Raw genomic sequence first — 14,310 nt, 5'->3', positions numbered from 1 at the left:
CGCCTGTACAGTGATTGTCCAGGGCCATCGGCAGCAGTAGGTTGAAGCCATCTGCCGCCGGAGACATCACCATGCCTGCCTATAAAGCTCCCCTGCGCGACATGCGCTTTCTGATCGATCACGTGTTTGACTTCCCTGCTCATTACGCTGCCCTGGGGGCCACCGAGGCCAGCCCGGATATGGTCAGCGCGATCCTCGAAGAGGGCGCCCGGTTCTGCGAAAACGTGCTGGCCCCGTTGAACCGTCCAGGTGATGAAGAGGGCTGCCATTTTGACAACGGCGTGGTGACCGCACCCAAAGGTTTCAAGGAAGCCTTCGCGCAATACGTCGAGGGCGGCTGGCATGGCCTGGCAGCGGATCCGGCCTACGGCGGCCAAGGTCTGCCGTCTTCCCTGGGCTTGGTGCTCAGCGAGATGATCGGCTCCAGCAACACCTCCTGGGGCATGTACCCTGGCCTGACCCACGGTGCCATGACGGCGATTCACGCCCACGGCACCGCAGAGCAGAAAGACACCTACCTGAGCAAACTCACCGCCGGACAGTGGACGGGCACCATGTGCCTGACCGAAGCCCACTGTGGCACCGACCTTGGCATCATCAAGACCCGCGCTGTGCCCCAGGCCAACGGCAGCTATGCGGTGACCGGTAGCAAGATCTTCATCTCTGCCGGCGAGCACGACATGAGTGAAAACATCATCCACCTGGTGTTGGCCAAGTTGCCGGACGCGCCTGCTGGCACCAAGGGGATTTCGCTGTTTATCGTGCCCAAGTTCCTCGCCGATTCCGGCGCGCGCAATGGGGTCAGTTGCGGCTCCATCGAGCACAAGATGGGGATCAAGGCCTCGGCCACCTGCGTGCTGAATTTCGATGGTGCCGAGGGCTACCTGATCGGTGAGGCCAACAAGGGCCTGAACTGCATGTTCACCATGATGAACCATGCGCGCCTGGGCACGGGCATGCAGGGGTTGTGCCTGGGTGAAGCGAGCTTCCAGGGCGCGATCAAGTACGCCAACGACCGTCTGCAGATGCGCGCCCTGACCGGCGCCAAGGCCCCGGAAAAACCGGCGGACCCGATCATCGTGCATCCCGATGTGCGGCGCATGTTGCTGACCATGAAGGCCTTCAATGAAGGTAACCGCGCCCTGACGTACTTCACCGCACAACTGCTGGATACCGCGCACTTGAGCGACGACCCGCAGCAGCGCCAGCAGGCTGAGGATCTGTTGGCGTTCCTCACCCCGATCTGCAAAGCCTTTATGACGGAAACCGGCCTGGAGGTGACCAACCACGGCATGCAGGTGTTTGGCGGCCACGGGTTTATCCGCGAATGGGGCATGGAACAGTTGGTGCGCGACTGTCGGATCGCACCGATCTATGAAGGCACCAACGGCATCCAGGCCCTGGATTTGCTGGGGCGCAAGGTGCTGGGCAGCCAAGGCAAGCTGCTGCGCGGCTTTACCAAAATCGTGCATAAGTTTTGTGCGGCGAATGCCGAGCATCCACAACTCAAGGCCCAGGTCGCGCAGCTCAATGAGTTGAACCAGCAATGGGGCGAGTTGACGACCAAGGTCGGCATGGCCGCGATGAAAAACCCCGATGAAGTCGGTGCTGCGGCCCTGGATTACTTGATGTACAGCGGCTACATCATCCATGCCTACCTGTGGTTGCGCATGGCGCTGGTGGCCCAGGCGCAGTTGGATGCAGGCCAGGGCGATGCGGACTACGCCCGTGGCAAGTTGGCGACCTGCGAGTTTTACTTCAAGCGTCTGTTGCCGCGCACCAGTGCCCATCGTGCGGCGGTGGAGGCGGGCAGTGATTGCTTGATGAGTCTGCCTGCCGAGATGTTCGCCCTGTAGCGGTAGGAATGAAGGTTGTGTGACTGAAAAATACTTGTCGGTCACAAGCAGACCCTATGTGTCACAAAAGTTGTTCGGTTACACTCAGGGTCTGTGAAACCGATCCTACCGAATCACTTTTAACGTTCCTACGAGGTTTGCCATGGCTGACTACAAAGCGCCGCTGCGCGATATGCGCTTCGTCCTCAACGAAGTATTCGAGGTTGCCAAGCTGTGGGCGCAATTGCCGGCCCTGGCCGAGACCGTCGACGCCCAAACCGTCGAGGCAATCCTTGAAGAGGCTGGCAAAGTCACGGCCAAGACCATCGCCCCGCTGAGTCGCAACGGGGACGAGGAAGGTTGCCGCTGGGACAACGGCGTGGTCACCACCCCGGCCGGCTTCCCCGAAGCCTACAAGACCTATGCCGAAGGTGGCTGGGTGGGCGTAGGTGGCGATCCGGCCTACGGCGGCATGGGCATGCCCAAGGCCGTGTCGGCCCAGGTTGAAGAAATGATCAACTCATCGGGCCTGGCGTTTGGCCTGTACCCGATGCTGACGTCCGGCGCCTGCGTATCGATCAATACCCACGCCAGCGATGAACTTAAAGCCACCTACCTGCCGAATATGTACTCGGGCGTGTGGGCCGGTTCCATGTGCCTGACTGAACCTCATGCCGGCACCGACCTGGGGATTATTCGTACCAAGGCTGAGCCTCAGGCGGACGGTTCCTACAAGGTCAGCGGGACCAAGATCTTTATCACCGGTGGCGAACACGACCTCACCGAAAACATCATCCACCTGGTGCTGGCCAAGTTGCCGGACGCTCCAGCGGGGCCCAAGGGCATCTCGCTGTTCCTGGTGCCCAAGTTCATGGTCAATGCCGATGGCAGCCTGGGGGCACGTAACCCGGTGACCTGTGGTTCGATCGAACACAAGATGGGCATCCAGGCCTCCGCCACCTGTGTGATGAACTTCGACGAAGCCGTCGGCTACCTGGTGGGCGAGCCGAACCGTGGCCTGGCGGCGATGTTCACCATGATGAACTACGAGCGCCTGGGCGTCGGCATCCAGGGGCTGGCGACTGGCGAGCGCTCTTACCAGAACGCTGTGGAATACGCGCGTGATCGCCTGCAAAGCCGCTCGCCGACTGGCCCCAAGGCCAAGGACAAGATCGCCGACCCGATCATCAACCACCCTGATGTGCGGCGCATGTTGCTGACCATGAAGGCGGCGAACGAAGGCGGTCGTGCGTTTTCCACTTATGTGGCGATGCAACTGGACACCGCCAAGTTCAGCGAAGACGCCGCGACCCGCAAGCGCGCGGATGACCTGGTGGCGCTGCTGACCCCGGTTTCCAAGGCGTTCCTCACGGACCTGGGCCTGGAAACCACCGTGCACGGCCAACAGATTTTTGGCGGCCATGGCTATATTCGTGAGTGGGGCCAGGAGCAGTTGGTGCGTGATGTGCGTATCACCCAGATCTACGAAGGCACCAACGGCATCCAGGCGCTGGACTTGATGGGGCGCAAGATCGTTGGCAGCGGCGGGGCGTTCTACACCCTGTTCGCCGATGAGATCCGCCATTTCATCGCCACCGCAAGCAGCGACCTGGCCGAGTTCACCCAACCGCTGGGTGTTGCCGTCGATGAGCTCGATACCTTGACCGCTTGGGTGCTGGATCGCGCCAAGACCAACCCGAATGAAATCGGCGCGGCCTCGGTGGAGTATCTGCACGCCTTTGGCTACATGGCCTACGCCTACATGTGGGCACTGATGGCCAAGGCGGCCTTGGGTAAAGAAACCGAGGAAGATTTCTACGCCAGCAAACTGGGGACGGCGCGCTTCTACTTTGCCCGCTTGCTACCGCGAATTCACTCCCTGAGCGCCTCGGTGAAGGCCGGTAGTGAATCGCTGTTCTTGCTGGACGAAGCACAGTTCTAAGCGGGGAGGGCGTGTAAGCATTCTCTTACATGACGTGCTGCTAATCGTCCTCTATCGCAAGATTGGATCCACAGCTAATCTACTTCACATGGACGTCGCGCAGGAAGCGCAAAGCAACAACAGGGACACGTAGGATTCTGCCAGGATGGCGGAGTGAAATGGATGTCAGGGAAACAGTCTGCAAAGCCCCGCTTCGGCGGGGTTTTCTTATTGCCCGTGAAAAAGTTCAGGCCAGCCCGTCTACCGTGGCCGCCGGTCCATGCGGGCCATTCATCACGTCTTCGAGCAAGGTGCGCAGTAGTTCAAGCGTTGCCTGCTGCCTTTGTATATCCCGGCACACCAACCCGACCTTCAGCGGTACCCGTGGCTCACTCAAGGGTTTCCACAGGAGCGCCTGGCTGCTGTGTTCGTCCTGTGAGCGGCCGGGCAGAACGGTTGCCAGCCGGGTATGGGGCAGGCTGTCGAGAATCCCCACCATGGTGTTCAGTTCCGCCTGGACCTGTGGCCGGCGCCCCAGGTTCGCCAACTGCGCCTGCCAGATCTGCCTGACCTGGAACTCTTCCCCCAGTAACAGCATGGGCAACTCCGCCGCTTGCTTGAGGGAAACCTTCTTGAATTCACGCAAAGGATGGTCAGCCGGGATGACTACTTTCAGTTCATCTTCATACAGCAATACGCCGTGCAGACCGGGCTGACGCGCGGGCAGGTAACTGATGCCAATGTCCAGAGAACCATTGAGCAGGCGGCGTTCGATCTCCAGGCCCGTCAGTTCGTAGATCTGCACCACCAGGTGTGGCTGGGCTTTACGCACACGTTCGAGCATCTGCGGCACCAGGCTGGTATGCACGGTTTGCAGCACGCCGATGGCCAGGGTACGCAGCGCCTGGCCCTTGAAGTGTCGCAGGGCCTCGACGGCTTGCTGCATGCCATCGAGCAACGGCAGGGCGTGGTTGTACAACGTGTGGGCGGCCAGGGTCGGCAACAGGCGCTTGCTGCTGCGTTCGAACAGGCTCACGTCCAGGTGCTGCTCCAGCTGGCGGATCTGCTGTGACAGCGCCGGCTGGGAGATCGACAGGCGCTCTGCGGCCCGGCCGACATGGCCTTCTTCGTACACCGCGACGAAATAACGCAGTTGCTTGAAATCCATAAGTAACGCTTATCGAAAAAGCTGGAAAATCGAAATGGCTGTACGCCCTCAAGGCGCCTAGTCTAGCGCCTATTCAAAGGGCTTACAGGGCCAAGACGCGCGATGAATACCGTTTACAGTGATGGTGTTTACATAGGCAAGGCAAAAAACCACTGGCCGAGCTCCCGCCAACCTGAGGTTGCCAACCGCCTGTGGGGTGTGCAGGCATGAACCTGTTCAACCTGCGCCGCCCGGCACCAAGCCTGGATGATCTGCTACTGGACACGAAACCCTCGATGCCGCGCGATGAGCTTTCCAGCCAATCCCTGATGCCGACCGTGGCCCGTCCGCCGCAGGTTTTCGTACGTGGCCAGGGTTCCTGGCTGTGGGACAGCGAAGACCGTGCCTACCTGGACTTTACCCAGGGCGGTGCTGCCAACAGCCTCGGCCACAGCCCTTCGGTACTGGTGTGCGCGTTGGCCGACCAGGCGCAGGCGTTGATCAACCCCGGCATAGGGCTGCACAACCGCAGCCAATTGAACCTGGTGGAGCGCCTGTGCCACAGCACCGGCAGCGACCAGGCCTACCTGCTCAACAGCGGTGCAGAAGCCTGCGAGGCGGCCATCAAGTTGGCGCGCAAGTGGGGCCAAGTGCACCGGGGCGGCGCCTATCGGATTATCACCGCGAGCAACGCCTGCCACGGCCGCAGCCTGACCACGCTGGCGGCCTCGGCGGGGGCTGGGGACAATCGTTTCGAACCGCAACTGCCGGGCTTTTGCCATGTACCGTTCAACGATCTGCCAGCCTTGCATGCCGCAGTCGATGCGCAAACCGTGGCGATCATGCTGGAGCCGATCCAGGGCGAAGCCGGTGTCATCCCGGCCACCGAGCATTATCTCAAAGGGGTTGAGCGCTTGTGCCGGGAGCTGGGCATTTTGTTGATTCTCGACGAGGTGCAGACCGGGATGGGCCGCTGCGGCACCTTGCTGGCAGAACAACGCTACGGCGTGCGCGCCGACATCGTCACCCTGGGCAAGGGGTTGGGCGGCGGGGTGCCATTGGCTGCCCTGCTGGCTCGCGGCAAAGCCTGCTGCTTTGAACTGGGTGAGCTGGAAGGTACCCATCACGGCAATGCCCTGATGGCTGCAGCCGGAGTAGCCGTGCTCGAAAGCGTGCTGAGCCACGACTTCCTCGAACACGTGCGTGATACCGGCCAGTACTTGGGCGAAGGCCTGGCGCGCCTTGCCCACCGCTACGGCCAGGGCGAACTGCGAGGGCAGGGCCTGTTGTTGGGCCTGAGCTTGTCAGATGATTCGGCAGATGCGGTGGTAAAAGCGGCGCTTTATGAGGGCCTTATCCTCAATGCCCCACAACCCAACTGCCTGCGCTTTACCCCGGCACTGACGTTAAGCAAGAGCAATATCGACGAAATGCTACTGCGCCTGGCTCGCGCATTCTCCCGCGTGCACAGCGCCCAACTGCAATGCCGCAAGGGCATCGCCGTTTAACCCTTTTTCCTGAACCGTCTCGCGGTATACGCAGCGCCTCCAGCTTGATTTTTTTGGCTGGGGGCGTTTTTTTGTGTGTCATTTCTGGATTGAAAAGGATGCTTGAGGCTTATCGAGAAAAATGGCTTTTTAGCGGGCACCGGCAGGGAGTGCCGGTAGGGCGCAAAGATTTTTTGTGAGCCCTATTTCTAATCTGTACCACTGGGTGGTATGTTTGTGTGGAAGGGATGCCTATGAAGCTGCGACTATTCAAAAGCCGGCATTTTGCTGATGCCGCCAGCAAGGCCTGGATCTGCGATTCGGAATTAGGAGAGGCATTTGGCGAAATGCTCAGGGGCCAGGCGGACAATCTGGGCGGTGGAGTCTGGAAGAAACGCCTCAATCACAACCGGCATCGTTCCATCGTCCTGGCGAAGGGCAGGCATTACTGGGTTTACCAGTTTCTGTTCGCCAAGCAAGATCAAAGCAATATCAGTCACAAGGAATTGACTGGGTTTCGGGCGTTGGCAAAGGCCTATGAAGGCTTAAACGAAATACAGATCCAGCAATTACTGGATCTCAGGGAGTTTGTGGAGATACATCATGACCAGAAAATATGAAAGCCAAGCGCTGGAGTCCATTCACCAATCGGCCAGCGCGCTGCATTCGATTGGCGCCATCAGCAAGACCACCCTTCGTGAATTCGATGAGCTGTGCATTGCGCCTGTACCGGCACAGATACCTGCCGACCAGATCAAGCAACTGCGCGAGCGCAGTCATGTCAGCCAACCGGTGTTCGCCCGTTACCTGAACACCAGCGCCTCGACAGTCAAGCAATGGGAATCCGGTGAGAAGCAGCCTAGCGGCATGGCGCTCAAGTTGCTGAGTATCGTGCAAAAGCATGGGTTGGATATCCTTGCCTGAGGAAGATGGCCCCGTGCCAGATTCTACTGAACCCTCGCGCACGCCCAGGGTCGATTAGCTGTACGGCTCACACGAGCCGATTTTTCGGAGCTGAACCCATGGATATCATTCGTATCATCATCGCCATTCTGGTGCCGCCACTGGGTGTGTTCCTGCAAGTGGGTTTCGCCGGCGCGTTCTGGCTGAATCTTCTGTTGACCCTGTGCGGCTACATCCCAGGCATCGTGCATGCGGTGTACATCATCGCCAAGCGCTGATCGGTCAGCCTTTGGCGATCAGCCGGGAGTTTCGCTCATTGCGAAAAGCCAGTTGCTCGATGGTCTGCGTGGCGTGTTCGGCTTCAAGACGGGCATTAAGGATGATGCCGTGGTCGGCGGATTTGCTGCACACCGGGTCAGCATTGCTGGCATCCCCCGTGAGCATGAACGCCTGGCAGCGGCAACCGCCGAAGTCCTTTTCCTTCTCGTCGCACGAGCGGCAGGGCTCGGGCATCCAGTCATAACCACGAAAGCGGTTGAAACCAAACGAGTCGTACCAGATGTGCTGCATGCTGTGATCGCGCACATTGGGAAACTGCACCGGCATTTGTCGGGCACCGTGACAAGGTAGGGCGGTGCCGTCTGGTGTGACTGTCAGAAAGATGCTGCCCCAACCATTCATGCAGGCCTTTGGGCGTTCCTCGTAGTAGTCCGGCGTGACGAAAATCAGCTTGCACGGATGCCCTTCGGCTTCCAGCTTGGCGCGGTATTCGTTGGTGATGCGTTCGGCGCGGGTCAGTTGTTCCTGGGTTGGCAGCAGGCCAACGCGATTGAGTTGCGCCCAGCCGTAGAACTGGCAGGTAGCGAGTTCGACAAAGTCTGCTTCAAGGGCGAGACACAGCTCGATGATGCGATCGATCTTGTCGATATTGTGTCTGTGGGTAACGAAATTCAGCACCATCGGATAGCCATGGGCTTTGACCGCCCGGGCCATTTCCAGCTTCTGCGCGAAAGCCTTTTTGGAGCCGGCCAGCAGGTTGTTCACCTGTTCGTCGCTGGCCTGGAAGCTGATTTGGATATGGTCCAGGCCCGCCTTCTTGAAGTCGCTGATCTTTTGCTCGGTCAGGCCGATACCGGAGGTGATCAGGTTGGTATAGAACCCCAGCTTGCGCGCTTCGCTGATCAGTTCGGCGAGGTCCTGGCGCACCAGCGGCTCACCACCGGAAAACCCCAGTTGTGCCGCGCCCATTTCCCGGGCTTCGCGAAACACCTTGATCCACTGTTCGGTGCTCAACTCTTTGCCCTGCTCGGCGAAGTCCAGCGGGTTGGAGCAGTACGGGCACTGCAACGGGCAGCGATAGGTCAGCTCGGCAAGCAACCATAGCGGCAGGCCAATCTCGGGCTTTTCAGGCAAGTTCGATCCAGTGCTCTGCACGCGCCACCTCCATGAATTGCTCGATGTCTTCACCGAGTTCGGGTACGCCGGGGAATTGCTGCTCCAGCTCGCCAATGATGGCCGCCACACTGCGCTCTCCGTCGATCAAGCCACCAATCAACGCGGCGCTGTCATTGAGCTTGATCATGCCTTCGGGGTACAGCAACACATGGCCCTTCTGCGCCGGCTCGTACTGGTAGCGGTAGCCCTGGCGCCAGGTCGGTTTTTTGCTGCGGTCGAAACTCATAGGGTGATCCCTTTATGCCAGACCCGCTGCGCAGTCACGCTGTGATAGGGCGGGCGGTTCAGTTCGTAGGCCATGCTCATGGCATCGAGCATGCTCCAAAGAATGTCGAGTTTGAACTGGAGAATCTCCAGCATCCGCTCCTGGCCGGCGCGGCTGGTATAGTGCGCAAGCGTGATCGCCAGCCCGTGCTCGACATCCCGTCGGGCTTGGCCCAGGCGGGTGCGGAAATACTCATAGCCGGCAGGATCGATCCACGGGTAATGCTGGGGCCAGCTGTCGAGGCGCGATTGGTGGATCTGTGGGGCAAACAGCTCGGTCAGCGAACTGCTGGCTGCTTCTTGCCAACTGGCCCGGCGGGCGAAGTTGACGTAGGCATCCACGGCAAACCGCACGCCGGGCAGCACCAGTTCCTGGGAACGCAGTTGATCCGGGTCCAGGCCCACCGCCTGGCCCAGGCGCAGCCAGGCTTCGATGCCGCCGTCTTCGCCGGGGGCGCCGTCATGATCGAGCAGGCGCTGGATCCACTCGCGGCGGACTTCCCGATCCGGGCAGTTGGCAAGGATCGCGGCGTCCTTCAGTGGGATATTCACCTGGTAGTAGAACCGGTTGGCGACCCAGCCTTGGATCTGCTCGCGGGTGGCGCGGCCTTCATACATCGCCACGTGGTAGGGGTGATGGATATGGTAGAAGGCGCCTTTGGCTCGCAAGGCCTGTTCAAACTCGGCGGGGGTCAGCGGTGTATCGGTCATTGGGGGTCTCCGTTGTAGGAGCAAGCTTGCTCGCGATGGTCGTTAACGATGACGTGGGCATTGTGGATAAATGCGTTGCTCTTACGTTTTTCGCGAGCAAGCTCGCTCCTACAGTTTGATGCTCATGCCGTCGTAGGCTACTTCCACGTTGCGCCGCGCCAACTCGGCCCGTTCGGGCGAGTCCTCGTCGAGGATCGGGTTGGTGTTGTTGATGTGGATAAGCACCTTGCGCTGCTTGGGCAATTGCTCCAGCACTTGCAGCATGCCGCCGGGGCCGTTCTGTGCCAGGTGGCCCATTTCGCGGCCGGTACGGGTGCCGACGCCACGCCGTTGCATTTCATCGTCATCCCACATCGTGCCGTCCACCAGCAGGCAATCGCTGCCTGCCATGATCTCCAGCAACGGCGCGTCGACCTTGCCCAGGCCAGGGGCATAGAACAGCTTGCCGCCGGTGCGCAGGTCTTCGACGATCAAGCCGATATTGTCACCGGGGTGCGGGTCGAACCGATGGGGCGAGTAGGGCGGCGCAGCGCTGCGCAGGGGCAGCGGGGTGAAGCGCAGGTTGGGGCAGGCAGGGACGGTGAAGCTGGTATCCAGCTCGATGCGCTGCCAATCCAGGCCACCATTCCAGTGGGTCAGCATGGTGAACAATGGGAAACCGGTGCTCAGGTCTTCATGGACCATGTCGGTGCACCACACCTGGTGCGGGCAGCCTTCGCGCAGGCTGAGCAGGCCAGTGGTGTGGTCGATCTGGCTGTCCATCAGGATGATTGCGCTAATCCCGGTATCGCGCAGGGCTCGGCCCGGTTGCATCGGCGCAAAGCCCTGCAATTGGGCGCGGATATCCGGCGAGGCGTTGCACAGCACCCAATTCACGCCATCATCGGACAGGGCGATGGACGATTGGGTGCGCGCCTGGGCGCGCAGGCTGCCGTCGCGAAAGCCGGCGCAGTTCACGCAGTTGCAGTTCCACTGTGGGAACCCACCACCGGCAGCCGAACCTAGAATCTGGACAAACATCGCCGCTCCTTCACACAAGACTCAAAATAAAAACGCCCCGGCGAGCCGAGGCGTTGCATTGCAATACAAAAGCAATCAGCGGCTGGCGAAGTACATGGTGACTTCAAAACCGATACGCAGATCAGTGTAAGCAGGTTTGGACCAAGTCATATTCATACTCCTACGAAGGGATGGGACGTTTACTACCAAGTAATACATATAGTCCACCTCCAGGCGGAGATGTTCAGATGTGTGTGGGAATATTACTCATTTCTCGTCGAGCTAGCGCTGTCTTGGTGGAAAAAGCCTGTTGCAGCATCAGCAACGATCAGCTCATAGCTGCCAGGGATCGCCCACCGCAGCCCCATTGGCCAGGCAGAGCCAGCCGCCGGCGGCTTGGTTGAGTTGTTGCGCCGCGTTGATCAACTGCTGGCGTGTGCGGGTCTGGATCAACTGTTGCAACTGCTCAAGATAGTCCGCGCCATGCCCTGCCAGGCGGGCCTGCCAGAGCCATTCGGCGGCTTGGGGTATCGGCAGTGCGTGTGGCGAAAACTGCTCGGCCAGGGCCGCGTTGCCCATGTTTTCGTCGGCATTGATCAAGGCCGGCAGTTGCATGAGGAAGGCCCGGATGTGAGTGAGCAACCCCTCAAGCGCCACGCTGGGCGACTGTACGCCAAGCAGCAAGCCGGTTTGCCCATTGAGCTGTCGGATACCGCTGAATACGGCGTAGCCCACTTGCAGCTCGACGCGCAGGCGCTGGTAGAACGGGGTCTGGGCCAGGTGGGCGAGCAATCGCCAGTCGGCCTCGTCGGCGAGAGACTGGCTCGGTGCCGGGCAGAACAGCAGCAAGGCGGCTTCATCGCCAGCGGTGTTTACTGTTTGCCAGCGATGTTGGCCGTTGATGGGCTGGGTCTTGTGTTCAACGTCGGCGCATTGCCCGGGCAGGCGTGCCGCCGCACTTTTGATCGCCATTTCACAGGCGGCCGGCAGGCCGACGCCCAGGCCTTGCCAGTGGGCGGTGGCCCACAGGTCGGGTAACACGTTGAGATCAGCGATGAGCCCGGTGTCCGCAGTAGAGGCCGGCAATGCCTTGAGCAATTCGCGAATGGCCATCTGTGGTGCCGGGCTGGCAGGCGTCTCTTGCCAAAGGCTCGCGTCGGGTTGAGCCAGGTCGCGTGCCAGTTGTTCGACGATGAGTGGCATGGGCTCATGCAGCCCGGTCATCCTCAGGAGCCCGTCATTGCCTATGGCCTCGAAGGATATTTCCACGCCGGCCTGACGGGCGTTTTCTCGCAGCGGCTGGAGGCTGCTGGCCAAGCGTGGGAAAAACGCTCCATGCTCGGATGAATCGAACTGCCAGCGCAGGTAAAGGGCGCCTTCGTCATTGTCGTCTGGCAATGCTCTGCTGAACGTCAGGGCTGGCAGGTCCCGTCTGCCACGGGAGCGATCCTGGGCAAAGCTCCGTAACCCGCGATGGGCGCTGGTCTGGCCGCGAATCAGTCCGGGGCGTTGCTCTTTGGATGCCTGTTGCAGGAATGGATTGGCTGGCGGCAACTTCCAGGCTTGTTCGGCGGGCGTCAGGTGCTGTGCATCCAGCATCGCCTGAAGGGTCTGGCAATGCTCTTCGCACAACTGCGGCGTTTCCTGCCGTGCCAGGGCCAGGGCGCCCCGGGTTTGCTGCTGGCGGGCGACCAACAGGGCGTACTCTGCACGCAGCGCAGTCCAATCGCTGTGAGCAAAAAAGCTCAGCCAGTCATTCAACAGTGCTTCGATTGCCGGGGCTTGTTGCGCCCCTTTGGGCCCCAGGGTGAACTCAATATCCAGCAGTGCCTGCCCGGCAAACGCGTACAGCACCTTGGCGTGCAACGCACTCGCCCATCCGCGGGTTTTCAACTCGGCAAGCAAACCGCCCGGCGCCGCAGCATTCAGCCAGGTGCAAAGGAACTGCAATGCTTCACGGGGCGTGTTGCAGGCAATGATGTGATGCAAGCGGTTTTTTTCGAGGTGTGAGTAGCGGTGTTTATCACCGCTCATCAATGCCGGTGGTGCTTGCTGTGGGCGCAGCGGCCCTGGGCGCAGGCTGTCGCCAAAGCGCTGGGCCAGGACTTGCAGCGCCTCCAGCGACTGTGGGCCGGCAAGGCTCAAGGTCATCTGCCCGGTGTGATAGAAGCCTTGGTAAAACGTGTGCAACCCTTGTTGAAAGTCCTCGTGTGGAACCGGCAGGCTGTCGCGATTGCCCGCATGGAAACCCCGTAGCGGATGCCCGGCAGCGAGGCCTTCGAGTAGCGCAACCTGATGTTGTGCCTCGGCATCCTGGGACCAGGCGACAAATTCTGCCTGCAGCACTTCACGCTCGCGCAGTTGATCGTCCATGGCCAGGCGCGGCTGAGCGAGCATATCGGCCAGGCGTTGCAGCGCTTCGCCCAATACCTGCTTGGGCACTTCGAAGAAAAAGTCAGTGGTGCGCTCGCGGGTGCTGGCGTTGACCTGCCCACCGTGGCGCTGCACGTAGGCCATCAAGCCATCAGATGCAGGAAAAGCCTCGGTGCCAAGAAACAGCAGGTGCTCCAGAAAGTGTGCCAGCCCCGGCCAGGCCAGCGGCACGTCATGGCTGCCGGCCGCTACCCGCAAGGCTGCTGCACAGCGCTTCAGATGTGGGGCATGACGCAGGGAAACCCGCAGGCCATTGGCCAGGGTCAGTTGCAGGTGATGAGGGTGGGCCGGCACAGGCATGGACACTTCCAGAACGTAGGAAGTGCCTATGCTAGCGCAAAGCGCGGCCGTCAGTGCTTGTGCAACGCTGCATAAAGCTCGGGGCGACGGTCCGCCAGGTAGTGATTGGCGGCTTGCGCGTCGTGTATCAGCTGGCGGTCGAGGGTGGCGACGATCAACGCCTCATCGAGGCCCGCCTGGGCGACACGCTGGCCATTCGGCGCGGCGATGCTGCTTTGCCCGCAATACTGGATCTGATCTTCATGCCCGCAATAGTTGGCGTAGGCCACGTAGCACTGGTTTTCAAAGGCCCGTGCCCGGACGGTGACGTCGGCGATGAAGTCGAAGGGCACCATGTTGGCCGTCGGTACCAGGATCAACTCGGCACCCGCCAGGGCCAGGCGTCGGGTGTTTTCCGGGAACTCCAGGTCGTAGCAGATGAGGAATCCCAGCTTCCAGCCGTTCAGCTCGACGACAGGGAATTCGTCGCCGCCGGCGCTGAACATCGAGTGATCGAGGTCGCCGAACAGGTGCGTCTTGCGGTAGTTGCACAGGCGCTGGCCATTGGCGTCGATCAATTGCACGGCATTGTAGATCTGACCGTCCTCGGTGCGTTCCGGGTAGCCATAGAGAATCGCCAGGCCGGTGTTCTTTGCCAGTTCGGCAATGGTCTGCGCCGACGGCCCGTCCTGCGCTTCGGCCAGCGCCCCCACCGCTTCTGCACCGATGTTGTAGCCGGTGAGGAACATCTCCGGCAGCACCAGCACGTCGGCATCGCACGCTTCATGGGCGACGCTATGCAGACGCTTGAGATTGCCAGCGACATCCAGCGGCAATGGCGGGCATTGATACAGGGCGACACGCATGGCTTGACTC

General features: G+C 60.6%; 14 protein-coding genes. 6 read left to right on the top strand and 8 right to left on the bottom strand.

The features are described 5' to 3' along the window. Nucleotides 1-71: 71 nt before the first annotated feature. On the top strand, nucleotides 72-1,856 hold the full coding sequence (locus tag H097_RS07275) for an acyl-CoA dehydrogenase C-terminal domain-containing protein (protein ID WP_032858582.1): 1,785 nt from the start codon (nucleotides 72-74) through the stop codon (nucleotides 1,854-1,856). A 142-nt stretch (nucleotides 1,857-1,998) separates the two neighbouring features. After that, complete coding sequence (locus tag H097_RS07270; protein ID WP_032858580.1) at nucleotides 1,999-3,777, top strand: acyl-CoA dehydrogenase C-terminal domain-containing protein; 1,779 nt, start codon at nucleotides 1,999-2,001, stop codon at nucleotides 3,775-3,777. Between the two features lie 226 nt (nucleotides 3,778-4,003). On the opposite strand, the gene H097_RS07265 is transcribed toward H097_RS07270, so the two are convergent. Beyond that, nucleotides 4,004-4,924, bottom strand: coding sequence for a LysR family transcriptional regulator (locus H097_RS07265; RefSeq protein WP_032858579.1), 921 nt, complete (start codon nucleotides 4,922-4,924; stop codon nucleotides 4,004-4,006). Between the two features lie 206 nt (nucleotides 4,925-5,130). On the opposite strand from H097_RS07265, the gene H097_RS07260 reads away from it, so the two are divergent. The 4 genes from H097_RS07260 to H097_RS27590 all read left to right on the top strand — a co-directional run bounded on the left by H097_RS07260 (nucleotide 5,131) and on the right by H097_RS27590 (nucleotide 7,571). After that, a complete protein-coding gene (locus H097_RS07260; protein WP_032858577.1) occupies nucleotides 5,131-6,411 on the top strand; it encodes an aminotransferase class III-fold pyridoxal phosphate-dependent enzyme in 1,281 nt (426 codons plus the stop codon). A 233-nt stretch (nucleotides 6,412-6,644) separates the two neighbouring features. Beyond that, nucleotides 6,645-7,010, top strand: coding sequence for a type II toxin-antitoxin system RelE/ParE family toxin (locus H097_RS07255; RefSeq protein ID WP_032858575.1), 366 nt, complete (start codon nucleotides 6,645-6,647; stop codon nucleotides 7,008-7,010). Continuing rightward, the gene (locus tag H097_RS07250) at nucleotides 6,994-7,314 is read left to right on the top strand and encodes a DNA-binding transcriptional regulator (protein WP_032858574.1); all 321 of its coding nucleotides are present in this window, start codon (nucleotides 6,994-6,996) and stop codon (nucleotides 7,312-7,314) included. Before H097_RS07255 ends, H097_RS07250 begins: the two co-directional genes overlap by 17 nt. Nucleotides 7,315-7,412: 98 nt before the next feature. Next, nucleotides 7,413-7,571, top strand: a complete 159-nt coding sequence (locus H097_RS27590) for a YqaE/Pmp3 family membrane protein (RefSeq protein WP_032858573.1) — start codon at nucleotides 7,413-7,415, stop codon at nucleotides 7,569-7,571. 4 nt (nucleotides 7,572-7,575) lie between these two features. Here H097_RS27590 and pqqE read toward each other — a convergent pair whose 3' ends face one another. The 7 genes from pqqE to H097_RS07215 form a co-directional block, all read right to left on the bottom strand. Continuing rightward, complete coding sequence (gene pqqE, locus H097_RS07245; protein WP_032858572.1) at nucleotides 7,576-8,727, bottom strand: pyrroloquinoline quinone biosynthesis protein PqqE; 1,152 nt, start codon at nucleotides 8,725-8,727, stop codon at nucleotides 7,576-7,578. Next, nucleotides 8,699-8,974, bottom strand: a complete 276-nt coding sequence (gene pqqD, locus H097_RS07240; protein ID WP_032858571.1) for a pyrroloquinoline quinone biosynthesis peptide chaperone PqqD — start codon at nucleotides 8,972-8,974, stop codon at nucleotides 8,699-8,701. The genes pqqE and pqqD overlap by 29 nt, the downstream gene beginning before the upstream one ends. Then, nucleotides 8,971-9,723, bottom strand: a complete 753-nt coding sequence (gene pqqC, locus H097_RS07235; protein ID WP_032858569.1) for a pyrroloquinoline-quinone synthase PqqC — start codon at nucleotides 9,721-9,723, stop codon at nucleotides 8,971-8,973. The genes pqqD and pqqC overlap by 4 nt, the downstream gene beginning before the upstream one ends. Nucleotides 9,724-9,831: 108 nt before the next feature. Continuing rightward, complete coding sequence (gene pqqB / locus H097_RS07230) at nucleotides 9,832-10,743, bottom strand: pyrroloquinoline quinone biosynthesis protein PqqB (RefSeq protein ID WP_032858567.1); 912 nt, start codon at nucleotides 10,741-10,743, stop codon at nucleotides 9,832-9,834. A 75-nt stretch (nucleotides 10,744-10,818) separates the two neighbouring features. After that, complete coding sequence (pqqA, locus tag H097_RS07225; RefSeq protein ID WP_003194766.1) at nucleotides 10,819-10,893, bottom strand: pyrroloquinoline quinone precursor peptide PqqA; 75 nt, start codon at nucleotides 10,891-10,893, stop codon at nucleotides 10,819-10,821. Between the two features lie 162 nt (nucleotides 10,894-11,055). Beyond that, nucleotides 11,056-13,455, bottom strand: coding sequence for a pyrroloquinoline quinone biosynthesis protein PqqF (gene pqqF, locus H097_RS07220; protein WP_032858566.1), 2,400 nt, complete (start codon nucleotides 13,453-13,455; stop codon nucleotides 11,056-11,058). A 50-nt stretch (nucleotides 13,456-13,505) separates the two neighbouring features. Further along, nucleotides 13,506-14,300, bottom strand: coding sequence for a carbon-nitrogen hydrolase family protein (locus tag H097_RS07215; RefSeq protein WP_032858564.1), 795 nt, complete (start codon nucleotides 14,298-14,300; stop codon nucleotides 13,506-13,508). Nucleotides 14,301-14,310 lie beyond the last annotated feature (10 nt).

Source organism: Pseudomonas sp. FH4 (genome assembly GCF_000510915.2).
GTDB lineage: Bacteria > Pseudomonadota > Gammaproteobacteria > Pseudomonadales > Pseudomonadaceae > Aquipseudomonas > Aquipseudomonas brenneri.
The sequence above is the reverse complement of the archived record's forward strand: the minus strand, read 5'-3'. Positions and strand labels throughout refer to the sequence as shown.